Origin of the sequence: Methylorubrum sp. POS3 (genome assembly GCF_043352485.1) — a bacterium.
In the GTDB taxonomy this organism is placed as follows: Bacteria; Pseudomonadota; Alphaproteobacteria; order Rhizobiales; family Beijerinckiaceae; genus Methylobacterium; species Methylobacterium suomiense.
Window position 1 is genome coordinate 3,416,568 of record NZ_JAPRBT010000001.1, and the last position, 25,368, is coordinate 3,441,935.

A 25,368-nucleotide genomic window follows, 5' to 3' on the forward strand; every position below is an offset into this window, starting at 1 on the left:
ATGGCATCCCCCCGAGGCGCCGTCGTCTTCGACATCGACGGCACCCTGCTCGACAGCGTCGACCAGCATGCCCGCGCCTGGGTCGAGGCCTTCGCGCATTTTGGAATCCAGGCGGAGGAAGCGGAGGTCCGCCGCCAGATCGGCAAGGGGGGCGACCAGCTCCTGCCGGTCTTCGTCGATCCCGACCGGCTCGCCCGCGAGGGCGAGACCATCGAGGCCTACCGCTCGGATCTGTTCAAGCGGCGCTACCTCGATCAGGTCCGGCCCTTCCCCGGCGTGCGGGCGCTCCTCGCCCACCTGCGCGAGGACGGCCTGACCGTGGCCCTCGCCTCCTCGGGCAAGGCCTCCGAGGTCGAGCACTATCAGAAGATCCTCGGCATCGAGGATCTGGTCGACGCGGTGACGAGTGCGGACGATGCCGACCGTTCCAAGCCCCATCCCGACATCTTCGAGGCGGTCCTGCGCAAGATCCCCGACTGCCCGAAGGAATCGGTGATCGCGGTGGGCGACACGCCCTACGACGCCGAGGCGGCGGGGCGAGCGGGCCTCGCCACGATCGGCGTCCTGTGCGGCGGCTTCCCCGAGGCGGACCTCTCGGCGGCCGGCTGCATCGCCATCTACCGCGACCTGCAGGACCTGCTCGACGGTTACGCGCAGGCACCCTTCTCGGTAAAGAAGCTGTGAACGGGACTTGCCGCATGCAAGCGAGCGGGTAACCGCAAGCCGGCAAAGCTATGGCCATTCGCGACGGAACGGTCTATCAGCCCGCCCCGCGGGGGGCGAAGCCCGCTTTTCGGATGCACTCGATGCCGACCACTGCCGAGACGCTCGCGCCTTCCTCCACCATCCTGGGCAAGTCCCTGCAGCAGCAGGTCGCCGAGGCGATTGAGGATCGGGCCTTGCCGATCAGCCGGCTGCTGCGCCTGATGTGGGCGCTCGATGCCGAGCGCAGCCCTGCCAACCAGAATCTGCGGGCCCGCCTGCGCGCCCGGATCGGCGAGCCCCTCGACGCCTGATCGCCGGCTGCCTCCCCGCGCCGAACTCCGACCGGAACCGATAGGGGCCGGCGGCTCGGACGCGGATGAGGGGCATGTCTCAGCGGTGGCGCCGCCGACGCTGACCCTTCTTGGTCTGGCCGCCCGACTTGCGCTGCATGCAGGAGGCCCAGATCTGACGGCCGATCTCGCGAAGGCCGAGATTGAGCGGATCGGGTGCCGAGAACACCTGCGCCCGCGCTTCGCTCCGGCAGAAGGCATCTTCGGCGCTGCGGATCGGCGGTTCGGCCCGGGCGCCCGAGGCGAACATCGAGAGTCCGGCCGCGGCGATCAGCGGAGCAAGTCTTCGAGCCGGCCCGGGGGACCGCCCTGGGATGATGCGCCGGATGTTTTCCAAGGACTGTCCTCCCTCATCCGCTTTCTATCAGCGTCTTTGGGAAAGAGGTGCCGACAATGCGGCACCTTGCCAAGCACCGCCGCGCGAAATCCTGTCCAGATTGCGTAGTTTGAGCTGAGATCTGCGCGGAGCCGCGCACAAAAAACGCGCCGGGCTCGAAGCGTCCGGCGCGCGGGTCTTAATCGATCGGGAAGACCGCCCGTCAGCGGCGGATCTTCACCTTGGCCTTGCGAGCCGCGTAGCGAGCATCGCGGGCAGCCTTCTTCTCGGCGGCCTCGGCGGCCTTGCGCTCGGCGAGGGCGGCGGCCTCGGCGGCCTCGCGGGCGATCTGAGCGGCGAGTTCCGCCTCTTCGCGGGCGCGCTTCTCTTCCGCAGCCTTGCGCTCGGCCTCGATGCGGGCACGCTCACGCTCGCGGGCGCGCTCGTCGCGGGCACGGGCCACTTCGGCACGGGCTTGGGCCTTGGCGCGCTGCTCCGGGTCGTCCAGCGGGGGACGGGCCTTGAATTTCTCGAGCAAGGCCGCCTTGGCGGCCTGGGAGTTCTGACGGCGATCCTCGAAGTTCCTGAAGTCGAATGCGCTCATATGGCCTTTCTCATGTGGTGATACGGCCGGCCGCCGGGTCGGTCATCAGCGCGCGTCGCGGCGCACGGATCGGGATCTGAAACAAGCTCTCGGGGACCGGGCGGCCGGAACTCGGCGCGAATCTTATGCAACCGGCGCAGTCGATGCACCAGTGCGCTGCAACACGCAACAGATATGGAAGGTTCCATGCACAGCGCCGGTCACATTTTTCGATCTGTTGCTGCGAATCAGCGATTTTTTTGATCGCTGCGCAGTCGTCAGCCTCAGGAAGCCTGGAGGTTGATGGCTGCCGGCTTGCCGCTGCGGCGATCGTTCTCGATGTCGAAGGTCACCTTCTGCCCCTCGGCGAGACCGCGCAGGCCCGCTTGCTGGACGGCGGAGATATGGACGAACACGTCCTTGCCGCCATCGTCGGGCTGGATGAATCCGTAGCCCTTGATCTCGTCGAACCACTTCACGGTGCCGTTGCTCATGCGGGTCTCTCCTGCCCCTCGTCGTCGGGGTCCGCACAGGTCGCGTCCCGGCCTCAAGGCCGTCCCGTTCGTCGAAGCGAGCGAGGGGAATGGTGCCGGAACCGCATCCCGTCCGGGATATCGGGAACGGTCTCGCAAAGACCGGTCGCCGATCGACGAGGCATACGTATGATCGAAGAGGCAAACCTGCAACCCGGTCGAAGGTTTCATCCGGGATGGTCGGTTCTTCGACCTTGAACAAGCTTGGCCTTCAAGAGAAACGATCGTGCGCTCTCTCTGCCGAACGCCAATGAGGACTAAAGTCTTGGCATCACGTCTTCGTGCGGCCCGCAGTCACCTTGATTAACAAAGGTTATGACGCTTCCTGCGGCGGGCTGAGCTGACCCGCTTGCGCCGCCGTGATGGGATCGCGATCGCTCCCGCCAGGGGGGCCGGATCGCCCCGTCGCACCCCTCTCCCAACCGCCCGAAGTGACCGAACCGCCCATGCCTGCCTGCCCATTGATCTTCCATCCCGATCCCCGCCTGAGCCGGCCGGCGGCGGCGATGGCCCTGTCCCCAGAAGCCGTGCGCGCGCTGGCGCGGGACGTGCTCGACACCCTCGGCGAGGTCGGGGCGATGGGCCTCACCGCGCCGCATATCGGCCGCGCCGAGCGGATCGTGGTGATCCGCCTTCAGCCGGACGAGGACGCCGCCACCTATGTCGATCCCGTCATCGTCTGGGCCTCCGAGGAGCGCGCCGCCCATCCCGAGGGCAGCGTGTCGATGCCGGGGGTGATCGAGCCCGTCGAGCGACCCGCCCGGATCCGGGTGCGCTACCGCGACCTCGACGGGGTGGAGCGGGAGGAGGCGGCCGAGGGTCTGCGCGCCGCCTGCCTCCAGCACGAGATCGATCAGCTCGACGGCGTGTTCTGGATCGAGCGCCTGACCCGCCTGCGCCGGGATCGGGCCTTGCGGCGCTTCGCCAAGATCCGGGGGCAGGCGGCGCGCAAGGCCGGGTGAGGCGGCCCCGCGTCACGGGGCGGGGGCTTCGAAACCTTGGAGGGTAAGGGGCGATCCGGCGCTCGGCCCGGTGGATCTGGCGGCGTGTGCGGCCGCACCGGCCCATCGCCGCGCGTCGCCCGGCCGACCCGCGCCGTGGTATCGTCGCGGCCGTCACCCTGGATCCGCGCGATGCTCCGCTTTCTTCCTCTTCTCGCCCTGCTGGCCGCGACCGGCGCCGCTGCCCAGGGCGCTGCCGAAAAAGCCGCGAAGGCGGGGGGCGAGCCGGTAATCGGCTGCACGTCGCTCTCGAACCTGCGCAGCCTCCTGCGCGACACCAAGGGCGACACGGCCGCGGCACTGGCGACGATCCGCGACCCGAAATCCGATCTCGGCTGCAGCACGGTCGAGCGCGCCGCGGTCACCGAGATCGCCGATCACGCGGCGCTGGGCGGCAGGGCCTACGATTGCCTCGCCCTCAAGGGGACGGCGGTCTGTCACTGGGTCGTCGCCGGCGCGGTGGCCCCGCCCGAGCCGAAGGCGGCGCCACCGGCCAAATCGAAGAAGTGACCGGGGAGGGCGCGTCGCCTCCCCGGCGCCGGAATCAGCGGGCCTTCTTGGTCAGCTTCTGGGCGATCTCGAACATCTCCTCCGGCGCGTAGTCCGGCGTGAAGGCCGAGGGAACGCCGGTGAGCTGATGGATCTTGCCGCCGTCGGGCATGCCCTCCACCACCTCCAGCTCGCCCGGCGGATCACCCGGCAGGGCCTGCTCGCCATTGCCCCAGAGGCCGGCGATCTCGCGGTAATCGTTCGGGCTCCAGGTGTAGAGCCGGCGGTGCGAGCCCTCCTGCAGGTATTTCTGGCTCTCGGGAATCTTCGAGAGATCGATATTGGGCGTCGGCAGGAACTTCTCGATTTCCACGCCGGTGATCTGTTTCAGAGCGAGCGCGTAGGCATGGGCGTGGACCGAGCCGCGCACGAGCAGGTAGCCGCAGACCTCGCGGCCGGTCGGGTCGGTGAGCGTCTCGTAGACCCGCAGCTTGTGCAGCCGCGCGCCGCATTCGAGATGGAAGTTGTGCAGCAGATCGACGACGACGTTGCCGGTCGAGGTGATGAAATCGTTGTTCCACGAGGCGCCGTTGCTGTTGATCGGCGCCGCCCCGCCCCCGCCCGACAGGAAGGCCGCGGCGAGGCGGATGTCCTTCATGTCCTCGAACGGCGCGCCGGAGATGTCGCCGCCATCGCTCGAATCACCGTCGTTGTCCGGCCCGTTGTTGAGCATGGCGACGCCGTTGCTGACGAGCTCGACATGGCCGAGTTCCTCCGCGGTGATGCTGGCGACCAGGCTGTAGAACGGCTTCAGCTTGTCCTTGCTGCGGAAATTAAAGCTCTGGAACATGTAATTGCCCAGGGTGGACATCTCACCGTACTTGCCGCCCAAGAGCTCCTGGAGCGCGGCCGCCGCGTTGGGATCGCGACGCTTGGGGGCGGGCAACTCGGCCTGCAGCTGGTCGACGCGCATGAACATGAGGGGCTCTCCTTCACCGTGCGGCCTGAGAGACCGCGGCGTGGGAACCCGCCCGGAGGGATCGGTATCCGAGCCTGCTTCAGGTTTACGCAGGTTACGGCGGCGCGTGAGGCTTAACCTGTTGCAAGGTCACGACACTTGCCCTGGATACAGGATACAACGCGTTGAGCGAGCCAAACGGCTCTGCTAGCAACCCTCTGATAAGGTCCGGGCAAAAAATCCGGGCACGGAGGAGGGCGACGCCCGTGACACCCTGGAATCAAGTTTACGACCCATTCGGAAACCAATGGGTCTCGACCTTCATGGCCTCGCTGCCGGTCATCGCCCTGCTGGGCATGATCGCGAGCGGTAAGATCAAGGTCCATATCGCCGCCGTCCTCGCCCTCGTCGTCGCCTTCCTCGTGGCGGTGGTGGCCTTCGGCATGCCGACCGATCTCGCCGTCCGGGCGACCATCCTCGGCATGGTCACGGGCATGTTCCCGATCGGCTGGATCATCCTCAACGTGATCTTCCTCTACCGCCTGACGGTGGAGAAGGGCTGGTTCGCGATCCTCCAGCAATCGGTCGCGGGCATCACCGAGGACCGGCGCATCCAGCTGCTCCTGGTGGCCTTCGCCTTCGGCGCCTTCTTCGAGGGCGCGGGCGGCTTCGGCACCCCGGTCGCCGTCACGGGCGCCATCCTGATCGGCCTGGGCTTCTCGCCGCTGGCGGCCTCGGGCCTCTCGCTCATCGCCAACACGGCCCCCGTGGCCTACGGCGCGCTGGGTGCCCCGGTTCAGGGACTGGCCTCGGTGACGGGCTACGATCCCTACGTCCTCGGCGCCATGATCGGCCGCCAGCTGCCGTTCTTCTCGGTGATCGTGCCGTTCTGGCTGATCTGGGTGTTCGCGGGCTTCCGCGGCATGATGGCGATCTGGCCGCCGATCGCGGTCTGCGGCGTGTCCTTCGCGCTCGCCCAGTTCCTGATCTCGAACTACGTCAACCCGTGGATCGTCGATATCGGCGCCTCGCTCGCCTCGATGGCGGCCCTCGTGGCCTTCCTGAAGGTGTGGCGCCCGGCGCAGGTCTGGACCTCGCCCGCCCTGCGCGGCCACGATCCGTCGATCGGCTACGGCGAGCCGCGCCCGGCCTCCCTCGGCGCGGGCGTGCCCAGCGACCTGCCGAAGGTTCAGCTCGGCGGCCGCACCGCCTCCTCGCGGGAGATCATGATGGCCTGGGTGCCGTGGATCATCCTGTCGATCATCGTGGCGGTCTGGGGCACCGGCTGGTTCAAGGGCATCGTCAACCCGATCTTCTCGTGGAAATACGAGGTGCCGGGCCTGCACAACATGATCATGAAGGTGCCGCCGGTGGAGGCCAAGCCGAAGGCCGAGGCCGCGATCTTCAACTTCACCTACATGTCCTACACCGGCACGGGCGTGCTGTTCGCCGCGATCATCTCCGGCTTCATCATGCGCTTCTCGCCGGTGCGTCTCATCACCGCGTATTTCGAGACGATCTGGGTGCTGCGCTACTCGCTCATCACCATCGCGGCGATGCTCGCGCTCGGCGTCCTCACCCGCTACGCGGGCGTCGATGCCACGCTGGGTCTGGCGTTCGCCGGCACCGGCATCCTCTACCCCTTCTTCGGCACGCTGCTCGGTTGGCTCGGCGTGGCGCTGACGGGATCGGACACCGCCTCCAACGTGCTGTTCGGCGGCCTGCAGCGGATCACCTCCGAGCAGCTCGGCCTGTCGGGCATCCTCATGGCCTCGGCCAATTCCTCGGGCGGCGTGATGGGCAAGATGATCGACGCCCAGTCGATCGTCGTGGCCTCGACCGCGACCGGGTATTTCGGCCAGGAGAGCAAGATCCTGCGCTTCGTGTTCTGGCACTCGATCGTGCTGGCCTGCCTCGTCGGCGGTCTCGTGATGCTGCAGGCCTATGTCTACCCGTTCACCGAGATGGTGATCCACCCGCCGGCCGGCGTGCCCGCCGCGCACTGATCCGGGCCGGCACCGTCCGACCCAGGACCTGACCAAAGAGAAGGCCCGCCCCGTGCGAACGGGGCGGGCCTTCTGCATTTCGCATCGATGCCGGTCGCGGCTAGGCCGGGCCGGACGAGTCCGGTCTCGCGGGCGCCGCCGGGGCGGGCCGGGCAAGCCGTCCCTCCGCGGCCCGGTGGACGTACTGACTCGCCACGAGCCAGCCCTTGAAGAAGCGCAAGGGGAGGGTGCAGGCGATCAGCACCACCGGCAGCGTCAGCACGAAGTGGAGCCAGACCGGCGGGTTGTAGGTCAGTTCGAGCCAGAGGCCGAAGGCGACCGCGGGGATCGCGGTGGTCATCATCACGAAGAAGGCCGGCCCGTCGGCGGGGTCGGCGAAAGCGTAGTCGAGCCCGCAGGCGTCGCAGGAGGGCGCCACCTGCAGGAAACCCTTGAACAGGTGTCCGCGTCCGCAGCGCGGGCAGGCGCTGCGGACGGCGCAGGCGACGGGCGATTGGGTGGGGTAGGCGGGATCGGGCATCGAACCTCGTCGAACCTCTCTTCGCAGGGGCAACGGGGCCCGGCGGCGATGGTTCGCTCTCATCACGAACCCGCGACATCCCGGCAAGGGCAGGGCAGCTCTGTGGAATTTCTCCGGTCGGACCGGGATTAGAGTCGCGCCGACGCACGTGCCTTTCCCCCGGCATCCGCGTGCCCACATCACGGACATGTTTTTCCGGCGCGCCCGTCGCGACAGCCTCCTCGACCTCCCCCGGATCGAGACCGAACGGCTGTCGATCACTCCGCTGGTGCATGCCGATGCGCCGGCCCTGCACCGCCTGACCGACGACCCGGCGATCGTCGGCGCCATCGACTTCCTGCCCGATCCCTTCACCCTCACGGATGCCGAGGGACTGATCGCGGGCGGGCGGCACGGGCGCGACCGCTTTCTCGGCGCCTGGATGCGCGAGCCCGGCGCGGCACCGCTCGCCGGCGTCGTCGGCGCGCATCTGCGGGGCGAGGGCGCCATCGAGATCGGCTACTGGATCGGCGGCGCCGCCCGGGGGCGCGGCTTCGGTGCGGAGGCGGTGGGGGGCGTCCTCGCCCTGCTGCGGCGGCGCTTTCCCCGCCGCGCGATCCTGGCCGAGTGCCGGCCCGGCAACGTCGCCTCCTGGGGCCTGCTGCACAAGCTCGGGTTCCGCGACACCGGCTCGGAGGGGCATCGTCCGGGACGGCGCCAGCTCGTGCTCGAAGGCGCGTGACGCCGGAACGGCGATTGGACAAAAGCACGGGCAGCCATCTTTGCCGAAATGCCTTAAGAGTCGGGTGAGACGAGGCCGGTGCACCGGCCCACCGGAAGGCGTGACCCGCGAATGATGGCCAGCGCAGCAACCGATCCGGCGAACGCTCCCGCGGAGGCCGCCCCGCGGACCGGGGAGGGCACCCTGCGGCTCCTCCTGGTCGACGACCATCCCCTGTTCCGCGAGGCGCTGGCGAGCGCCATCGCCCTGGCCTTTCCCGGCGCCGAGCTGCACGAGGCCGACGGCATCCGCGGCGCCTGCGAGATTCTCGACAGGAATCTAGGCATCGACCTGACGCTCCTCGACCTGACCATGCAGGGCGTGGCCGGCTTCGACGGACTCGTCACCATCCGCACCCGCTTTCCCCGGGTGCCGATCCTGATCGTCTCCGGCCTGGAGGAGCCGCGCATCATGCACGAGGCGGTCCGCCACGGCGCGGCGGGCTTCGTGCCCAAGGCCGTCGACAAGGCGACGCTGACGCGGGCGATCTCCGAGGTTTTGAACGGCGCCCTGTTCATGCCGCCCGATCGCGCCGCCCCGCCCGCCCCGGCCCGACCGAGCAAGAAGCCGCCGCTCGCCGAGCGCGTCGCCCGGCTGACGCCGCAGCAGATGCGGGTCCTGACCATGATCCGCCAGGGCAAGCTCAACAAGCAGATCGCCCACGAGCTTCAGGTCGGCGACTCGACCGTGAAGGCCCATGTCTCCGAGATCCTGCGCAAGCTCGAAGTCATCAGCCGCACCCAGATCGTGATCGAGACCGCCTATCTGGACTTCGATCAGACCGGCGGCGGATTCTAAGGGCCTGTTCGACCCGCTCATCCTCACCCTCATCCTGAGGTGCCGCGTGAGCGGCCTCGAAGGAGGGCTCCAGACGTCGCGCGATCCCTGGAGCCTCCTTCGAGGCCTCCGCTGCGCTGCGGCACCTCAGGATGAGGGCGGACGACTGAAAGATCTCAGGTTCGCGCAGACTTGCTCCGGACGTTTCACGCCGAACAGGTTCTGAAATGCCCGGCTCCCACCAGGCCACATGAACAAAGAATCTGGTCGCCCGGCGGCCCTCAATGCGGGATAGTGCCTGTGTGCCGTCCTGATGACGGGCGAGGGTGAGGGGCATGACATGGCCGAGCCTGGAATGGCCGAGCCCGAAACGACCCGGCCCAAACCGGCCGAACCTCGAACCGGCGCGGCCGACGCCGCCGACCCGCCCGCACCCGTGACGCTGGCGGACTCCCTGGTGCGGGAGGCCGGCTGGGGACCGGCGCAGTTCGGGACGGAGGGACCGAACCCGCCCTATCTGCGCATCGGCGGCCGCCTGCGCCTGTCGCTCTCCGCCTACGAGCCCTGCTTCGCGGCATTCCGGCGCGACCGGGGACCGTTCCGCTCCAAGGTCGGCATGGCCGAGCATCTGGCCCAATACGACGCCCTCATGGTCGATCCGATCGCCTTCGAGGAATGTTTCGGGCCGGGCGAGGGCACCGAGACGGTGTTTCCCTTCGGTGCGTGGCTCACCGTCCGGAGGGTCGGCTTCGGCGGGCTCGACCTGTGGGGCAAGCGCCAGGGCGCGGTCACCCTGCCCCTCGAACCCCTGACGGTGGCCTCGGCGATCTGGCTGCGCCGGGCGGCCGCGGCGCCCGATGCGCGGCCCTGACCCTTCGCCCTGATCCTTCACCCTCGGCGCTTCGCCGGATCGCCCCCGCCCGTCCTCTCAACCGGCCGCCCTCAGGGCGCCGATCCGCTCCGCGGCGAAACGTTCGCGCAGCCAGGCCGCGGCGGGACCGCAGGGCCGCTGCTTGTGCCAGACGAGTTCCAGGGCGATGGGCCAGTCGCCCTGATCGAATTGCAGGTCCGGCGTGACGAGATGCGGCGCGGTGAGGGAGGCGGCGATGACGTGGTCGGTGACGAAGGCCCAGCCGATCCCGTGCTTGACCATCTCAAGGATCACCCAGTGGCTCTCGACCCACCACACCTCGGCGGCGACCCGCAACCGGCGTTTCTCCGGCCCGTCGCTGCGCGCGGCCACCAGGATCTGGCGGTGGCGCTTCAACTCCTCCCACTCCACCCGCGCCTTCGCGAGCGGGTGATCCCGTCCGCAGACGAGCTTGAGCGGCACCCAGCCGATGGTCTGGAAGCCGAGTTCGGTGGGCAGCACCTCCTGGCGCCACATCACCCCGAGATCGGCGGCGCCGGATTGCACCATGCGGCTGACATCCTCCATCAGCGGGAAGAGCAACTCCAGCTCCACGAAGGGGAAGTGCCGGGCGAAATCGGCGAACAGGGCGCCGAGCGCGTGCTCGGGGTAGAGTTCGTCGATGGCGACCACGAGCCGGTTCTCCACCCGCCGCTCCAGGCTGCTGGCCACGCCGATCAGGTGCTCGCGCCGATCGAGCACCACCCGCGCCTCCAGGAGCAGCCGCTCCCCCGCCGCGGTGAGCACCGGGTTCCGGCCCGCACGGCTGAACAGGGTCAGCCCCAGATCGGCTTCGAGATGGGCCACCTGCGTGCTGACGGCCGATTGCGCCTTGCGCAATGCCCGCGCGGCGCCGGAAAAGGACCCGGCCTCGGCCGCGGCCACGAAGGCCTGAAGCTGCTCGAGCGAAACGGCCATCCATCTGATTCCCAGATACGTGCTAACTTGCCGACCGGGGTATCACAGATAGAAGGCGGCGGATTCATTCGGTCTTCCGGAGCCAGACCATGCGCAGCACGCGCGACCGTATCCGCCACGCCCTCCTGTTCGAAATCGTCGGCCTCGCCCTGATCATTCCGTTCGGGAGCCTGCTGTTCGGCCTCCACACCGCCGATATGGGCGTGGTCGGCGTGGGCAGCACCGTGGCCGCGGCGGGGTGGAACTACGTCTACAATCTCGGCTTCGACCGGGCGATGCAGCGCCTCGTCGGGCATACGCGCAAGACCCTGCTCCTGCGGGTCGGGCACGCCGTGCTGTTCGAGGCGGGGCTGCTCGTGATCCTGCTGCCGCCGATCGCCTGGTATCTCGGCATCGGCCTGATCCAGGCCCTGGTCATGGATCTCGCGATCGCGGCCTTCTACGTGGCCTACGCCTTGGTCTTCAATCTCGCCTACGACCGGGCCTTTCCCCTGCGGGACTGGGACGGGAATGCGACGCAGCCGTCGCACTGAGCCGTCCCACACAGTCGTTCCGTCGGCTGCCCCCTTGGCAAGTCGCTTGGGAGGCTTTGCCCGCGTCCCGAGGTCGAAGCCCGATCGGGGGGCGCCAAGCGCCGCCGCGCGCGGCGGCCCGGCCCGGCATTCCGCCGGGAAGCGGGGGTCGGAAGGGGCGTGCCTTGCGTCGATCACCTCGCACGCGGCGTCGCGTCCCCGTCCGCCGAAACGGGGCCTGCATCCGATCCGGCCTTCCGCAGGGCCGCGGCCCGCTCGAGCCGCCAGCGCATCACCGCGTCCGCACCGCAGCCCGCCTCGACGGCCACGTGGCCGGCGCTGACCGGCTCCCTCGTCTCGGCATCGACCAGCGCGAGCGCGACCCGGCGGCCGGTGCGCGTGTCGACGAAGCGCAGCGGCGGCCCCTCGCGATCGGCGAGGTTCCACGTATCGCCGATCTGCACCATCGCGGTCAGGAGCAGTTTGAGATCGCGGCCGCGCGGCGTGGGCAGGTACTCGTAGCGGTCCGGCCGGGTCTGGTAGCGCCGCCGCTCCACCAATCCGTTCGCCTCCAGCTCCCTCAGGCGATCCGAGAGCGTGGCGTTCGTCGCGCCGGTCGATCGGCGCAGATCTTCGTAGCGGGTGAGGCCCAGAAGCAGGTCGCGCATGAGGAGCGTGCCCCAGCGGTCTCCGAGCGCGCCCAGCACGTCGGCGGCCGAGCAGACCATTCCCTCGAAACCTCTCGATCGCATCGCCCGCGCGCCCTCCTGTCAGCCGCATTGCCGCATCCCGGTCGGTATCCTTGCGCCCGTTGGCCAGGTCTTGCTTCACTCTGATTATCAGAGTTAAGTTCGCGTGTCGCAACGCGGAGCGCAGGCCGTGCCGTCCCGGACCGTTTCACGCATCTTCGTTGTCGGCGCGACCGGTGCCCAGGGGCTGCCGGTCGTCGCCGGCCTCGTCGGCGACGGAGCCTACTCCGTCCTCGCCCTCACCCGCGATGCCGGATCGGCCCGGGCCCGGTCCCTGCTCGATCTCGGCAACGTCGCGCTCCTGGAGGGGACGTTCGCCGATGAGGAGACGCTGAGGGCGGGCTTGCGGGCCTGCGATGGCGCCTTCGTCAACATCGACGGCTTCAACACGGGCGAGAAGACCGAAATGTACTGGGCGATCCGCAGTTACGAGATCGCCCTCGAAGAGGGCGTGCGGGTCTTCGTCTACGGCAATCTCGACTACACCCTGCAGAAGGCGGGTTACGATTCCCGGTTCCGGTGCGGGCATTACGACGGCAAGGGCCGGGTCGGCGAGTGGATCCTGTCGCAGAACGCGGCGAACCGCGACCGGATGGCGGCGGCCCTGTTCACGACGGGGCCGTATATGGAGATGGCGTTCTCGTCGCGCACGCCGATGACGCCGAGCATCGAGGACGGTGTCGTGACGTGGCGGGTGCCGCTCGGGGACGGCGCCGTGGTCCACGTCGCACTCGAGGATTGCGGCACCTACGTGCGGTGGCTGTTCGACCACCCGGACCGCGCCGACGGCATGAACCTCGCGGTGGCGATCGAGCCGGTCCGATACGACGCCCTCGCCGCCGCGTTCACGCGCGTCACCGGCCATCCCGCCCGCTACATCGATATCGACATCGACGCCTATTTCGCCCGCGCCTACGGGGCGATGGCCGACCAGCCCGCGGGTTACAACGCGGACCCGAGCGACAAGAGCACGATGAGCTTCCGGGACAACTTCACCGGCTTCTGGAACCAGTGGAAGCACAACATCATCTCCCGGGACTACGCCCTGCTCGACGAGATCCATCCCGGCCGCATCCGCAGCGTCGAGCAATGGCTGCGCCGCCAGGATGAGGCCGAGCGCGCGGCCGGGCGCGGCGGCTTGTTCGACAAGCTCCAACCCGAGAATCTCCGCAAACACGTGATCCTGAAGATCGGCGAGGATCAGAGGCGCGGCAGGCTCTGAGGCCGGACCGGCGGCCCTCTTCGCTCGGGACATTCCCGCCGAGAACACCCCACGAAGAAATTCCCCCATGGCCGGAGGCGATCCGCGGATCGCGCAGAGAGGAGATGTCCCGATGGAGGTTCAATCGACCGCGATCACGATCGAGCACGTCGTGATTCCCTCGGCCCGATCCTTCGAGGCCGTCCGCGCCGCGCTGGAGGACGCGCTTCCGCCTGTCGATCACCGCTACGCGTCCCTCGTCGCGAGCGGGCAGGCCGATGCGGCGCGCACCCTTCTCGAACAGGCCGCGCCCCTCTCGATCTTCGGCTCGCGCGATCACGGCGCGCTGCTGCGGATCGCCGGCCTGGAGCGAAAAGCCATCCAGTACGACATCGGCAATCCGCTGACCGCCTCCCGGATGACGCGTCACGTGCTCTCGGCGGCCCTGTACGCGCCGATCCGCGTCCTGTTGCGCGAGGATGCCGGGGGCCGCGTCGCGTTCGAGTACGACCGCCCGGCCACCACCTTCGGTCAGTTCGGGGACGAGAATGTCCGTCGCGTCGCGGGGGAACTGGACGACCACCTCCGCGCCGCCCTGACGGCGGCGGCCGGGTGACGATCCTGTCCGCCCGGGCGCGACGAGAGGCCCGCCGCCGGGCCTGCGATCCGGGAGGATCGGCCCGAAAGGCGGGAGCCGGCTATCGGAAAAAGCCGATACGACACAATGGCCTAGAACATCGACTGCACCCGATGTTCAGCGCGATGCGCTAGGCCGCCTCGATCTCCCCGCTCACCTCCAGCCACTCCTCCTCGGCCTTGGCGAGCGCGTCGGCGGCTTCCGCGCGCATCCGGGCGAGCTCGCCGGCCTTCGCCGCGTCCTTGAGGAAGGCGGTGCCGTCGGCGAGCGCCGCGTCGATCTTGGCGATCGCCGCCGACAGCTTGCCCATCCGCGCCTCGATCCCGTCGAGCTTCTTCTTGAGGGGCGCCAGGGCCGCGCGCCGCTCGACCGCGGAGCGGCGCGCCTCGGCCTTCTGGCCGCCGGTCGATTCCGACCCGGATTCCGTCCGCTCCGGCCCGGCGAGCACGAGGCGGCGGTAATCGTCCATGTCGCCGTCGAAGGTCTTCACCGAGCCGTCCCGCACCAGCCAGAGCCGGTCGGCGCAGGCCTCGATCAGGAAGCGGTCGTGGGAGACGAGGATCACCGCCCCCTCGTAGTCGTTGATCGCCTCGACCAGAGCCTGGCGGCTCTCGATGTCGAGGTGGTTGGTCGGCTCGTCGAGGATGAGGAGATGGGGGCCGTCGAAGGCGGCCAAGCCCATCAAGAGCCGCGCCTTCTCGCCGCCCGAGAGCTTCTCCACCGGCGTGTCGGCCTTGGTCGCCGGGAATCCGAGCCGCGCGGCGGCCGAGCGGACCCGCGCCTCCGGCGCATCGGGCATGCGGTCGCGCACATGCGCCACCGCGCTCTCGGCGGGCCGCAGCTCGTCGAGCTGGTGCTGGGCAAAATAGGCGACCTCCATCTTGGAGGAGCGCTTCACCTCGCCCGAGAGCGGTGGCAGCCGTCCGCCGATCAGCTTGCAGAAGGTCGACTTGCCGTTGCCGTTGGCGCCCAGCAACGCCACCCGGTCGTCGGGGGCGAGCGACAGGTTGAGGCCCGACAGCACGATCCGCTCGCCGTAGCCCGCCTGGACCCGCTCCATCGCCACGATCGGCGGCGAGAGCGGCTTCTCCGGGCTCGGCAGGTGGATCACCGGCACGTCGTCCTCGATCAGCGCCGCGATCGGCTCCATCTTGGCGAGGCGCTTCATCCGCGACTGAGCCTGGCGCGCCTTGGTCGCCTTGGCCTTGAACCGGTCGATGAAGCTCTGGAGATGGGCGCGCTCGGCGTCCTGCTTGGCCTTGGCCTTGGCCTGGAGCACGCGCTTCTCGGCGAGCTGGCGCGCGAAGCTGGTGAAGCCGCCGCGATAGATCGTGAGCTTGCCGCGATCGAGGTGGAGGATGTGATCGACGCTCGTGTCGAGCAATTCCCGGTCGTGGCTGATGATGATCGCGGTGCGGGGATACTTCTCGAGGTAGTCGTAGAGCCAGAGCGTGCCCTCGATGTCGAGGTAGTTGGTCGGCTCGTCGAGGAGCAGGAGGTCCGGCTCGGAGAACAGCACGGCGGCGAGCGCCACCCGCATGCGCCAGCCGCCGGAGAAATCCGCGCAAGGGCGCGCCTGCGCCGCCGCGTCGAAGCCCAGGCCGTGCAGGATCGCCGCCGCGCGGGCCGGGGCCGAATGGGCGCCGATATCGACCAGCCGGGTCTCGATCTCGGCGCGCGCCAAGCCTTCCGCGCTCTCCGCCTCCCGCATCAGCCGGGCCCGCTCGGTGTCGGCGGCGAGCACGACCTCGTGCAGGGTCTCGGGGCCGGCGGGCGCCTCCTGGGCGACGGCGCCGATGCGCATGCCCTTGGGCACCGAGACCGCCCCGGTGTCGATCGGCAGGTCGCCGAGGATCGCCCGGAACAGGGTGGTCTTGCCCGCCCCGTTGCGGCCCACCAGCCCGACGCGGGCCCGGTCGGGGATCGCGAAGGTCGCCTGGTCGAGGATGACCCGCTCGCCGATGCGGTAGGTGAGATCGTTGACGCGCAGCATGGGCCGCGTTCTGGGGGCGGGCGGGGGCGAGCGCAAGATGCCTCTCGAGCGAGGCGCGCGAACGTTTCGCCGCCTCAGGCGTTCGGCTCGGACGAACAAGCGATGCCGTGGCAGGCGAAAGACTGGGAGGGACGAGCGATGGGCAAGCCGGAGGTGATGGAGCCGCGCCCGCCGGAACTCCTGTCTCCCTGGCGCACCGACCGTCGCGTCGCCCTCCAGCAGGAGGCGCGGGCGTTCGCCCGCGACGTGATCCTGCCGCTCGCCGACGAACTCGACCCGCAGAAGGGCGAGATGCCCCGCTCGCTCATCGAGCAGATGGCGAAGAAGGGCTGGTTCGGCATCACGATTCCCGCCGAGTACGGCGGCATGGGGCTCGGCGTCTTCGAGTACTGCCTGATCTCCGAGGAGCTGGCCCGCGCGTGGCTCTCCACCGGCTCGATCCTCGCCCGCGGCCAGGGTCTCGGCACGCAGACGATCGACGACGATCGCCGCAAGGCGCTGCTCGGCAAGTCGGCCAGGGGCGAATGGATCGGCTCGATCGCCCTGTCCGAGCCCACCGCCGGCTCGGATTTGGCCGGCGTGCAGACCCGGGCCGTGCGCGAGGGCGACCATTGGTATCTCACCGGCACCAAGCGCTGGGCCGGCTTCGCGCAAGGCGCGGACTTCATCGAGGTCTTGGCCCGCGTGCGCGATCCCGAGCCCGGCGAATCCCGCTCGGCCGGTCTCGAGCCCTTCCTCGTGCTCAAGGAGCCCGGCACCTTCCCCGAGGGGATGCAGGGCACGGTCATCGACAAGATCGGCTATCACGGCTTCCTGACCTTCGAGCTCAAGCTCGATCGGGTCCGCGTGCCCGAGCGCGACCGGCTCACCGGCCTCTACGGCGACGAGGGCGCGGATGCCGATGCCGGCGGCTTCGCCTCGGTCCAGCGCGGCCTCAACATCGCCCGGGTCCACACCGCCGCCCGCGCCGTGGGCGTCGCCCGCGCCGCGGTCGAGGATTGCACCGCGTATCTTCAGGAGCGCGAGCAGTTCGGCCGGCCGATCGGCCAGTTCCAGGCCCTGCGCTTCGCGCTCGCCGACATGGCGGCGGAGGTGGCCCAGGCCCGCGCCTACTGGCAGCAGGTTGCCCACCTCCTGGACGAGGGCCTGCCGGCGGAGAGCGAATCGGCGGCGGTAAAGCTCCTGGCCACCGAGATGGCGGTCAAGGTGACGAACCAGGCGATGCAACTCCACGGCGGCAACGGCTACACCACCGAGCGGCGGGTCGAGCGCTACTGGCGCGACGCGCGGCTGACCACGATCTTCGAGGGCACCAGCGAGATCCAGCGCCGCATCATCAGCGACCGGATGCTGCCGCGGGGGTGAGGACAGCCCGTCCCGGCGCCTATCGGGGGCCGCGGCCGGCTCCTATATTCCGGGACATGTCCGCCGCCTCCGCCCTCCCGCCGCCGCGCGCCGGCGTCCGCCGTCTCGATCCGATCCTGGTCGATCGGATCGCGGCGGGCGAGGTGGTCGAGCGGCCGGCTTCCGCCGTCAAGGAACTGGTCGAGAACGCCGTCGATGCGGGCGCGCGCGCGATCGAGGTGACGATCGAGGCGGGCGGGCGCCGCCTGATCCGGGTCGTCGATGACGGGATCGGCATGGGGGCGGACGATCTCGCCCTCGCCGTCGAGCGCCACGCCACTTCGAAGCTGCCCGACGGCGACCTCACCCGGATCGGCTCCCTCGGCTTCCGCGGGGAGGCGCTGCCCTCGATCGGGGCGGTCTCGCGGCTCGCCATCACTTCCCGCACCGCCGACGGGGAGGGGGTGAGCCTCACGGTCGAATCCGGCGCCAAGGGCCCGGTGCGGCCGGCGCCCGCCTCCCGCGGCACCCGCATCGAGGTCACCGATCTCTTCGCCGCGACCCCGGCCCGGCTCAAGTTCCTGAAATCCGACCGCGCCGAGACGGCGGCCGTCGCGGAGGTGCTGCGGCGGCTCGCGGTGGCGCAGCCCCAGGTCCGCTTCACCCTGCGCACCGAGAGCGGCAGCCCCACCGTCTTCCCCGCCGAGGGCGATCCGGGCGAGGCCGCGCGCTTGCGCCGGCTCGGCAGCGTGCTGGGGCCGGACTTTCCGGGCAACGCCGTGCCGCTCTCCATGGCGCGGGAGGGATTCTCCCTCGAAGGCCATGTCGGCCTGCCGACCTTCCACCGGGGCGTCGGCACCCATATCCACTTCGTCGTCAACGGGCGCCCCGTGCGCGACCGGCTGCTGCTGGGCGCCGTGCGCGGGGCCTATGCCGACACGATGAGTTCCGACCGCCATCCGGTGCTCGCCCTCTACCTCGCCTGCGAGCCCGGCCTCGTCGACGTGAACGTGCATCCGGCCAAGACCGAATTGCGCTTCCGCGAGCCGGGGCTGGTGCGCGCGCTCGTCGTCAGCGCGATCCACGAGGCCCTGCGGCGGGCTGGGGCGCGCTCCGCCACCACCGGCGCGCGGGCCGCCCTCGACGCCCTGCGGCCGGGCGGGGGACCGGTGGGCGAGGCCCGCTTCGCCGTCCATTCGGGCGCCTCCGCCCCGAGCCTCATGCCGCGCCCGGCCCGCACCCTGTTCTCCGGGCCCTCGGTCGCTGCGCCCTCGGGCTGGCGCGCGCCGGTCTCCGCGCCCCTTGCCGGAACTCACCCGTCGTCGCCCGACGGGCCGGCCTGGCCGGGCTTTTCCGAGACGCCGCAGGCGCCGTTTTCCGCCGATCCCGCCGCGCCGGACCCCGCTCCCGATCTCGCCCCTCCCGGCGCCGACCTGCGTCCCCTGCCGGAATCCGAGTCCGAGTGGGCCGAGGCCCATCCCCTCGGCGCGGCACGTGCCCAGATCCACGGCACCTACATCGTGGCGCAGACCCGCGACGGGATCGTGCTGGTCGATCAGCACGCCGCCCATGAGCGCCTTGTCTACGAGCGGCTGAAGGCGGAGCGGGCGGGCGGCGGCGTTGCGCGCCAGGGCCTCCTCATCCCCGACGTCGTCGAGATGGCGCCCGAGGCCGCCGACCGTCTCGTCGAGGCCGCCCCCGAGCTGGAACGGCTCGGCCTGTCGCTCGAGGCCTTCGGCCCCGGCGCGGTGCTGGTGCGGGCGGTGCCCGCGGCGCTGGCCGGCGGTTCGGTGAAGACCCTCGTCCTCGACGTGCTCGACGCGCTGGAGGCGAGCGGCGTCGAGGAGGGCGGCCCGGCCGGCGCGGGCGATCCCGACCCGGTCAGCCGGCGCCTCGACGCGCTCCTGTCGCGCATGAGCTGCCACGGCTCGATCCGCGCCGGACGCCGCCTCAAGCCCGAGGAGATGAACGCGCTCCTGCGCCAGATGGAGGCGACCCCGCTCTCCGGCTCGTGCAACCACGGCCGCCCGACCTTCGTGACCCTCGGTCTGTCCGACATCGAGCGGTTGTTCGGGCGGCGCTAGACAATCCGCCGCCATTCTCGGACGCGCCTGGCGACGGCAGGCATGTCTACGGACGGGGGATCTGACGGACGGAACCGGTCAAACGGGCTCCGAGGCCGGGCCGGAATCGCCGCCCTCGGCAGGGGACGGGTCTTGCACCGGCTCCGGCGGCAGCTTCGGCGGCGGGATCCGGCCGGGGCTGGGCGGGGTCGGCAGGCCCGCATCCGGGTCGGCGGGCGGGAGCGGCGGCGGATCGTGGTCGGGCATGGCGCGTCTCGCGGGCGGTTCGGACTAGCTCGTCAACGCCGCCCGGGCGCATCGGTCGCAATCCGCGGCGATCACGAACGCTCACGAGGAGGGCCGGCGCGATGACCAACCTGTTCGCCGATCTGCCGCCGGCGGGCGCCGCCGAGGAGGTCTTCGCGACGCTCGCCGCGGCCCCCGGGGCGCGGATCGAGCGGATCGTCTCCCGCGGGCAGGCGAGTCCGCCGGGCTTCTGGTACGATCAGGCGGAGGACGAGTGGGTCGCGGTGTTGGCGGGCGCGGCCACGCTCCGCTTCGAGGACGTGCCGGAGCCGCTGGATCTGGGGCCGGGCGACCACGTACTGATCGCAGCCGGTCGCCGTCACCGCGTCGAGCGCACCGCCGATCCGACGATCTGGCTCGCGGTTCACCTCGCGAGAGGCTAACCCGGCGGGCATGATCGCGTCCAAGATCCTCTGTCAGATCGAGCCGAAGGGGCAGGTGGAGCCGGAGGGCGAGGGCCTGTGGCGCTCGACCGGCTCCGATCCGCAATTCCGCCTGACCCGGCCCGGGGGCGGGCGGCTGTTCCCGTTCCGCCTCGCCGGTGGCTGGGTGCGGCTGCGGCTCGATCTCGCGCCGCTCGGCACCGCCAAGCTCGTCCCGCTCCTCTACGTCGATGACGGGACGGGCTTTCGCGAGGACGCGGCGATGCGCCTCGAACTCCGCGAGGACGGGAGCGTCGACGATCTCATCCGCCTGCCGCGCCGGGTGCGGGGCCTGCGCCTCGATCCGCTCGCTGCGAGCGGGCGGTTTCGCCTGTCGCGGGCGAGCCTCGAACCCCTGGGCTTTGTCCGAGCGGCCGGCGCCGTCGCCCGGCGGCTCGTGGCGCGCCTGCCGGAGGCCGAGCGCCGCCCCGCCGCCCTGATCCCGCATCTCGCCCGGCTCGGCCTCTCGCGCCCGCCCGCCGCCCTGTGGCGGGACTTCTGGGACAGCGCCCGGCCGCGGCCGGCCTCGGCCTCCTACGCCGCCTGGATCGAGCGGGTGGAGCGGCCGGCCCTGCTTGCCCCCGAGGCCATGCGCGCGGCCATCGCCGGCTTCGCGCTGCGCCCGCGCATCTCGATCGTCATGCCGGTTTATAACACGCCCGAGCCCTATCTCGCGGCGGCCCTCGCCAGCATCCGGGCGCAGGCCTATCCCGATTGGGAGCTGTGCCTCTGCGACGACGCCTCGACCGCGCCCCACATCGCCCCGATGCTGGCGCGGCTGGCCGCCGAGGAGCCGCGGGTGCGCCTCCGGTCCCGGACGAAGAACGGCGGCATCGTCGCGGCGAGCAACGACGCGCTGGCGCTCGCCACCGGCGACTGGCTCACCCTGATCGACCACGACGACACGATTCCCCCCCACGCCCTCTACGCCCTGGTGGCGGCGCTGAACGCGGCGCCCGAGACCGACTTCCTCTATTCCGACGAGGACAAGATCACCGTCGAGGGCGCGCGCTACGAGCCGTTCTTCAAGCCCGACTGGTCGCCCGAGACGCTGGAGGCCTGCATGTACACGGCCCATCTGGCGCTCTACCGGATGGACCTCGTGGGCCGGATCGGCGGCTTCCGGGCCGAATGCGAGGGCGCGCAGGATTACGATTTCGTGCTGCGCTACACCGAGCACGCGCGCCATGTCCGCCACGTGCCGCAGGTGCTCTACCACTGGCGGGCGATCCCCGGCTCGACCGCCCAGGCCATGGACAACAAGGGCTACGTGGTCGCTGCCGCGATCCGCGCCCTGGAGGACCGGGCCCGGCGCACCGGCGGGCTCGACCGCGTCCGCCCCACCGCCTTCGCCGGCAGCTTCCACCTGCGCCGGACGCTGCGGGAGCGCCCGCTCGTCTCGATCGTGATCCCGACGGCGGGGCGCGACAGCACCGTGCGGGGCCGAACGGTCGATCTCCTGGCCGCCTGCCTCGCCAGCATCCGGACGACGAGCACCTACGAGCGGATCGAGATCGTCGCGGTCGACAACGGCGACCTGCGGCCCGAGACGCGGGCGGCGATCGAGCGCCACGGCGCCCGCTCGGTGACGTGGGAGCGGCCGGAATTCAACGTCGCCGCCAAGATGAATCTCGGCGCCCGCACCGCGACGGGCGCGGTGCTGATCTTCCTCAACGACGATGTCGAGATCATCGCGCCGGACTGGATCGAGGCGATGCTGGCGCTTCTCCGCATCCCCGGCGTCGGCGCCGTCGGGGCCAAGCTCCTGTTCGAGACCGGCGAGTTGCAGCATGTCGGCGTCAGCGTCCTCGACGCGACCCCCGACCATCCCCGCCGCACCTATCCCCGCGAGGATCCCGGCCATTTCTTCTCGACGGCGGGCAACCGCAACTACCTCGCGGTGACGGGCGCCTGCGTGATGGTGGCGCGCGCCGATTTCGAGGCTGTCGGCGGCTTCGACGAGGGATTCGCCGTCAATTACAACGACGTGGACCTGTGCTTGCGCCTGCGCGAGCGGGGCCTGCGCAGCGTCTATTGCGCGGAGGCCGAACTCTACCATTACGAGAGCCGCAACCGTGCCCGCACCGTCGATCCGGCCGAGCACGACCGGTTCCGCGCCCGCTGGGCGCAGGCGATCCCGCGCGATCCCTATTACGGCGAGTGGTTCGAGGCGCTGCCGCCGACCTTCGAGCTGGATCCGGCGCGGTTCTGAGCGAGGAGCCGATGCCGCTCTCGCGGCACCTCAGGGTGAGGCGGTTGGATGGGCAGGCGCGAAGCCTCACCCCGCCAGCGCGAAGGCCGGGTCGTCGGCGAAGCCGCCACCGGTGAGGATCGCCTGTTCGAGGCCGGAGGTGGCCGGCAGCAGGTTCTCGGCGAAGAAGCGGGCGAGGGCGATGCGCGCGGCATGCGCCGGATCGGTCTCCCCGGCCTTCAGCGCCGCGCTCGATGCGAGCCCGGCCTGCGCGAGGCAGGCCGCGCCCTGGACGAGGCCGAACAGGCGCAGGTAGGGCGTCGCGCCTGGCAGCGCCTCCTGCGGCCGGTTGGAGCCCAGGGCCTTGAGCAGGAAACCCGTGGCGCGGTCGAGATGGCCGATGCCCTCGCGCAGGCGCGGGGCGGCGTGGCCGAAGCCGGGATGGCCGTCCTTGAGGAGCCCGTCCGCCACCCGCCGGATCGCCGCGATCTGCGCGCCCACCGTGGCCCCGCCGTTGAGCGGCAGCTTGCGGGTGACGAGGTCGATCGCCTGGATGCCGTTGGTGCCCTCGTAGATCCCGAGGATGCGGGCGTCGCGCATGAGCTGGGCCGCGCCGGTCTCCTCGACGAAGCCCATGCCGCCGTGGATCTGCACCCCGAGCGAGGTCACCTCGTTGGCGATGTCGGTGGAGAAGGCCTTCGCCACCGGCGTCAGCAGCGAGGCGCGGTCATGCGCGACGCGGCCCTCGGCCCCGTGCGCGGCGTCGAGGGCCTGCGCCGTGAGGTAGCAGATCCCGCGGGCGGCCGCGGTATAGGCCTTCATGGTCAGCAGCATGCGCTGCACGTCGGCATGCGCCGCGATGGCGCTGACGGGCTCCGCCACCCCCGGGGCGCGGCCCTGGCGACGCTCGCGGGCGTAATCGAGCGCCTTCTGCGTGGCGGCCTCGGCCACGCCGACCCCCTGCAGGCCGACATTGAGCCGGGCCGAGTTCATCATCGTGAACATGCAGGCCAGGCCCCGGTTCTCCTCGCCGATCAGCCAGCCGGTGGCGCCGCCGCCGTCGCCGAAGGCCATGGAGCAGGTCGGCGAGGCGTGGATGCCGAGCTTGTGCTCGATGCCGGAGCAGCGCAGATCGTTGCGGGTGCCGTCCGGCAGCACCTTCGGCACGAGGAACAGGGAGATGCCGCGGGTGCCGGCGGGCGCGTCCTTGAGGCGGGCCAGCACGAGGTGGCAGATGTTGTCGGCGAGGTCGTGCTCGCCGTAGGTGATGTAGATCTTGGCCCCCGTGATCCGGTAACTGCCGTCCCCGTTCGGTTCGGCGCGGGTGCGAAGGCCGGAGAGGTCCGAGCCCGCCTGCGGCTCGGTCAGGTTCATGGTCGCGGTCCACTCGCCCGTGACCAGCTTCTCGAGATAGCGGCCCTTGAGGTCGTCGGAGCCGTGGGCGGCGAGCGCCTCGATCCCGCCCGCCGTCAGCAGCGGGCACAGGCCGAAGGCGAGGTTGGCTCCGTTCCACATCTCGGTGCAGGCGGCGGCGAGCAGGTGCGGCAGGCCCTGGCCGCCATGGTCGGGCGCGGCGAGCACGCCGTTCCAGCCGCCCGCGACGAAGGCGTGATAGGCGTCCCGCCAGCCCGGCGGCGTGGTCACGGCGCCGTCCGCGAGGGGCGTGCCGTGCCGGTCGCCCGCGCGGTTCAGCGGGGCGATCACCTGGCCCGCGAAGCGGCCCGCCTCCTCCAGGATGGCGGCCGCGTCCTCGGGGGCGAGATCGGTGCCGCTGCCCGCCAGCACCGCGTCGAGCCCCGCCACGTGGCGGAGCGCGAAGGTCATCTCCTCGACGGGGGGGCGATAGGTCATGGGGCGAGCCTGTCCCTGGCGCTGCTGACGCGCGTGCCGTTTGACGGCCCGCACCGGGGAAGGCTAGGGCGCCTGTTCCCCGATACGAGCGATCCCATCCCCTCCGACATGGACGGATTCCCGTCAACAGCCCCGCCGCCCACGAGGCGCCTGTCCGCGGATGCCGCCGGCCTCGAACAGGCCGCCGCCCTCATCGCGGCCGGGCGGCTCGTCGCGCTGCCGACCGAGACGGTCTACGGCCTCGGCGCCGACGCCACCGATCCGGCGGCGGTGGCGGGCATCTATGCCGCCAAGGAGCGGCCGAGCTTCAACCCGCTGATCGCGCATCTGCCGACGCGCGCGGCCGCGATGGCTCAGGGCGTCTTCGACGCGCACGCCCAAAAACTCGCGGAACACTTCTGGCCGGGGCCGCTGACGCTGGTGGTGCCGGTGGCGCCCGGCGGCACGGTCTGCGATCTCGCCCGGGCCGGTCTCGACAGCGTCGCCCTGCGGGTGCCGGGCCATGCGCTCGCCCGCGACCTCCTGGCGCGGGTCGGGCGGCCGGTGGCGGCGCCCTCGGCCAACCGCTCGGGCCGGGTCAGCCCGACCCGCGCCGCGCATGTGCTGGCCGATCTCGACGGACGCATCGCCGCCATTCTCGACGGAGGCGATTGCCCGGTCGGGGTCGAATCGAGCGTGGTCGCCTGCCTCGGCGGGCCGCCCCGGCTGCTGCGGCCGGGGGGGGTGACCCGCGAGGCCCTCGCCGCCGTCCTGGGTTTTTCACCCGAGACCGGCGGGGAGGTCGGCGCGCGACCGGTCGGACCGGGCCTGCTCGCCTCCCATTACGCGCCGCGGGCCGGGGTGCGGCTCGACGCGACGCGGATCGCCCCCGGCGAGGCGGTGCTGCTGTTCGGTGCGTTCCGGCCCGAAGGGCTGGCCGAGGCCTGCGCCGCCGAGAACCTGAGCGAGGCGGGCATCGCGGAGGAGGCCGCCGCCCGGCTGTTCTCGGCCCTGCGCCGCCTCGACGCTTCGGGCGCCTCCGTCATCGCGGTGGCACCGGTGCCGGAGGCCGGGCTCGGCGAGGCGATCAACGACCGGCTGCGCCGGGCCGCCGCGCCGCGCTGAATCTTTTTCGCAGATTTTTCGGAACCCATCGGCCGCCGGGGCATTGTCCGGTCACGAAGGCCAGTTCAGCCCCCAATGGCCTTTTCCCTTCAAGGCTCGGAGTAATCCGAGCCTTTTTTCTTGTCCGCAGCGCAAGCCGTTGTGAGAGCAAGAGAAGAGTTTGTTCCCT

General features: G+C 70.8%; 26 protein-coding genes. 16 read left to right on the top strand and 10 right to left on the bottom strand.

The window, feature by feature from the left end; translation table 11 throughout:
• Nucleotides 1-684, top strand: coding sequence for an HAD family hydrolase (locus OWC43_RS15795; protein ID WP_393957356.1), 684 nt, complete (start codon nucleotides 1-3; stop codon nucleotides 682-684).
• Between the two features lie 122 nt (nucleotides 685-806).
• Entirely contained in the window at nucleotides 807-1,016 is a 210-nt protein-coding gene (locus OWC43_RS15800; RefSeq protein ID WP_137831002.1) for a hypothetical protein, read from the top strand.
• 79 nt (nucleotides 1,017-1,095) lie between these two features.
• Here the strand turns inward: OWC43_RS15800 and OWC43_RS15805 are convergent, their stop codons facing one another.
• The 3 genes from OWC43_RS15805 to OWC43_RS15815 all read right to left on the bottom strand — a co-directional run bounded on the left by OWC43_RS15805 (nucleotide 1,096) and on the right by OWC43_RS15815 (nucleotide 2,448).
• On the bottom strand, nucleotides 1,096-1,305 hold the full coding sequence (locus OWC43_RS15805; RefSeq protein WP_393957357.1) for a hypothetical protein: 210 nt from the start codon (nucleotides 1,303-1,305) through the stop codon (nucleotides 1,096-1,098).
• Between the two features lie 289 nt (nucleotides 1,306-1,594).
• Entirely contained in the window at nucleotides 1,595-1,975 is a 381-nt protein-coding gene (locus OWC43_RS15810; protein ID WP_137831000.1) for a DUF6481 family protein, read from the bottom strand.
• Between the two features lie 263 nt (nucleotides 1,976-2,238).
• Nucleotides 2,239-2,448, bottom strand: a complete 210-nt coding sequence (locus OWC43_RS15815; RefSeq protein ID WP_056238742.1) for a cold-shock protein — start codon at nucleotides 2,446-2,448, stop codon at nucleotides 2,239-2,241.
• A gap of 485 nt (nucleotides 2,449-2,933) precedes the next feature.
• Here OWC43_RS15815 and OWC43_RS15820 point away from each other — a divergent pair, with 485 nt between their 5' ends.
• Both OWC43_RS15820 and OWC43_RS15825 read left to right on the top strand, forming a co-directional pair.
• Nucleotides 2,934-3,449 (top strand): peptide deformylase, encoded by a 516-nt coding sequence (locus OWC43_RS15820; RefSeq protein WP_393957358.1) that lies wholly within the window; start codon nucleotides 2,934-2,936, stop codon nucleotides 3,447-3,449.
• Between the two features lie 171 nt (nucleotides 3,450-3,620).
• Nucleotides 3,621-3,998 carry a hypothetical protein gene (locus tag OWC43_RS15825; protein WP_393957359.1) on the top strand — a complete coding sequence of 126 codons (378 nt, stop codon included), beginning with the start codon at nucleotides 3,621-3,623 and terminating at the stop codon, nucleotides 3,996-3,998.
• Between the two features lie 34 nt (nucleotides 3,999-4,032).
• Here the strand turns inward: OWC43_RS15825 and OWC43_RS15830 are convergent, their stop codons facing one another.
• Nucleotides 4,033-4,956, bottom strand: coding sequence for a manganese catalase family protein (locus OWC43_RS15830; protein ID WP_393957360.1), 924 nt, complete (start codon nucleotides 4,954-4,956; stop codon nucleotides 4,033-4,035).
• A gap of 245 nt (nucleotides 4,957-5,201) precedes the next feature.
• Between OWC43_RS15830 and OWC43_RS15835 the strand changes: the two genes are divergently transcribed.
• Entirely contained in the window at nucleotides 5,202-6,941 is a 1,740-nt protein-coding gene (locus OWC43_RS15835) for an L-lactate permease (RefSeq protein WP_393957361.1), read from the top strand.
• A 100-nt stretch (nucleotides 6,942-7,041) separates the two neighbouring features.
• On the opposite strand, the gene OWC43_RS15840 is transcribed toward OWC43_RS15835, so the two are convergent.
• Nucleotides 7,042-7,461: a DUF983 domain-containing protein gene (locus OWC43_RS15840; RefSeq protein WP_393957362.1), complete on the bottom strand. Its 420-nt coding sequence runs from the start codon at nucleotides 7,459-7,461 to the stop codon at nucleotides 7,042-7,044.
• Between the two features lie 187 nt (nucleotides 7,462-7,648).
• Here OWC43_RS15840 and OWC43_RS15845 point away from each other — a divergent pair, with 187 nt between their 5' ends.
• The 3 genes from OWC43_RS15845 to OWC43_RS15855 all read left to right on the top strand — a co-directional run bounded on the left by OWC43_RS15845 (nucleotide 7,649) and on the right by OWC43_RS15855 (nucleotide 9,869).
• Nucleotides 7,649-8,182 (top strand): GNAT family N-acetyltransferase, encoded by a 534-nt coding sequence (locus OWC43_RS15845; RefSeq protein ID WP_137830994.1) that lies wholly within the window; start codon nucleotides 7,649-7,651, stop codon nucleotides 8,180-8,182.
• Nucleotides 8,183-8,293: 111 nt separating this feature from the next.
• On the top strand, nucleotides 8,294-9,019 hold the full coding sequence (locus OWC43_RS15850; RefSeq protein ID WP_137830993.1) for a response regulator transcription factor: 726 nt from the start codon (nucleotides 8,294-8,296) through the stop codon (nucleotides 9,017-9,019).
• Between the two features lie 334 nt (nucleotides 9,020-9,353).
• Nucleotides 9,354-9,869 (top strand): hypothetical protein, encoded by a 516-nt coding sequence (locus tag OWC43_RS15855; protein WP_393957364.1) that lies wholly within the window; start codon nucleotides 9,354-9,356, stop codon nucleotides 9,867-9,869.
• A gap of 57 nt (nucleotides 9,870-9,926) precedes the next feature.
• Here OWC43_RS15855 and OWC43_RS15860 read toward each other — a convergent pair whose 3' ends face one another.
• A complete protein-coding gene (locus tag OWC43_RS15860) occupies nucleotides 9,927-10,826 on the bottom strand; it encodes a LysR family transcriptional regulator (RefSeq protein ID WP_393957365.1) in 900 nt (299 codons plus the stop codon).
• An 89-nt stretch (nucleotides 10,827-10,915) separates the two neighbouring features.
• Between OWC43_RS15860 and OWC43_RS15865 the strand changes: the two genes are divergently transcribed.
• Complete coding sequence (locus OWC43_RS15865) at nucleotides 10,916-11,359, top strand: PACE efflux transporter (protein WP_393957366.1); 444 nt, start codon at nucleotides 10,916-10,918, stop codon at nucleotides 11,357-11,359.
• 173 nt (nucleotides 11,360-11,532) lie between these two features.
• Here OWC43_RS15865 and OWC43_RS15870 read toward each other — a convergent pair whose 3' ends face one another.
• Nucleotides 11,533-12,090 (bottom strand): winged helix-turn-helix transcriptional regulator, encoded by a 558-nt coding sequence (locus OWC43_RS15870; RefSeq protein WP_393957367.1) that lies wholly within the window; start codon nucleotides 12,088-12,090, stop codon nucleotides 11,533-11,535.
• Between the two features lie 127 nt (nucleotides 12,091-12,217).
• Here OWC43_RS15870 and OWC43_RS15875 point away from each other — a divergent pair, with 127 nt between their 5' ends.
• Together OWC43_RS15875 and OWC43_RS15880 are read left to right on the top strand one after the other, a co-directional pair.
• On the top strand, nucleotides 12,218-13,309 hold the full coding sequence (locus tag OWC43_RS15875; protein WP_393957368.1) for an NmrA family NAD(P)-binding protein: 1,092 nt from the start codon (nucleotides 12,218-12,220) through the stop codon (nucleotides 13,307-13,309).
• Between the two features lie 112 nt (nucleotides 13,310-13,421).
• Complete coding sequence (locus tag OWC43_RS15880) at nucleotides 13,422-13,904, top strand: DUF302 domain-containing protein (protein ID WP_238307722.1); 483 nt, start codon at nucleotides 13,422-13,424, stop codon at nucleotides 13,902-13,904.
• 151 nt (nucleotides 13,905-14,055) lie between these two features.
• Here OWC43_RS15880 and OWC43_RS15885 read toward each other — a convergent pair whose 3' ends face one another.
• The gene (locus OWC43_RS15885) at nucleotides 14,056-15,918 is read right to left on the bottom strand and encodes an ABC-F family ATP-binding cassette domain-containing protein (protein ID WP_137830987.1); all 1,863 of its coding nucleotides are present in this window, start codon (nucleotides 15,916-15,918) and stop codon (nucleotides 14,056-14,058) included.
• Between the two features lie 138 nt (nucleotides 15,919-16,056).
• Between OWC43_RS15885 and OWC43_RS15890 the strand changes: the two genes are divergently transcribed.
• A complete protein-coding gene (locus tag OWC43_RS15890; protein WP_137830986.1) occupies nucleotides 16,057-17,283 on the top strand; it encodes an acyl-CoA dehydrogenase family protein in 1,227 nt (408 codons plus the stop codon).
• Between the two features lie 56 nt (nucleotides 17,284-17,339).
• Complete coding sequence (gene mutL, locus OWC43_RS15895) at nucleotides 17,340-19,346, top strand: DNA mismatch repair endonuclease MutL (RefSeq protein WP_393957369.1); 2,007 nt, start codon at nucleotides 17,340-17,342, stop codon at nucleotides 19,344-19,346.
• A gap of 78 nt (nucleotides 19,347-19,424) precedes the next feature.
• On the opposite strand, the gene OWC43_RS15900 is transcribed toward mutL, so the two are convergent.
• Nucleotides 19,425-19,592 (bottom strand): hypothetical protein, encoded by a 168-nt coding sequence (locus OWC43_RS15900; protein ID WP_171015543.1) that lies wholly within the window; start codon nucleotides 19,590-19,592, stop codon nucleotides 19,425-19,427.
• Between the two features lie 101 nt (nucleotides 19,593-19,693).
• Between OWC43_RS15900 and OWC43_RS15905 the strand changes: the two genes are divergently transcribed.
• Both OWC43_RS15905 and OWC43_RS15910 read left to right on the top strand, forming a co-directional pair.
• Nucleotides 19,694-20,014, top strand: a complete 321-nt coding sequence (locus OWC43_RS15905) for a cupin domain-containing protein (protein ID WP_137830984.1) — start codon at nucleotides 19,694-19,696, stop codon at nucleotides 20,012-20,014.
• 10 nt (nucleotides 20,015-20,024) lie between these two features.
• Nucleotides 20,025-22,265 (top strand): glycosyltransferase, encoded by a 2,241-nt coding sequence (locus OWC43_RS15910; protein ID WP_137830983.1) that lies wholly within the window; start codon nucleotides 20,025-20,027, stop codon nucleotides 22,263-22,265.
• Nucleotides 22,266-22,331: 66 nt separating this feature from the next.
• Here the strand turns inward: OWC43_RS15910 and OWC43_RS15915 are convergent, their stop codons facing one another.
• Complete coding sequence (locus OWC43_RS15915) at nucleotides 22,332-24,095, bottom strand: acyl-CoA dehydrogenase (RefSeq protein ID WP_393957370.1); 1,764 nt, start codon at nucleotides 24,093-24,095, stop codon at nucleotides 22,332-22,334.
• A gap of 108 nt (nucleotides 24,096-24,203) precedes the next feature.
• Here OWC43_RS15915 and OWC43_RS15920 point away from each other — a divergent pair, with 108 nt between their 5' ends.
• Entirely contained in the window at nucleotides 24,204-25,199 is a 996-nt protein-coding gene (locus OWC43_RS15920; protein WP_393957371.1) for an L-threonylcarbamoyladenylate synthase, read from the top strand.
• The last annotated feature ends 169 nt before the right edge of the window (nucleotides 25,200-25,368 follow it).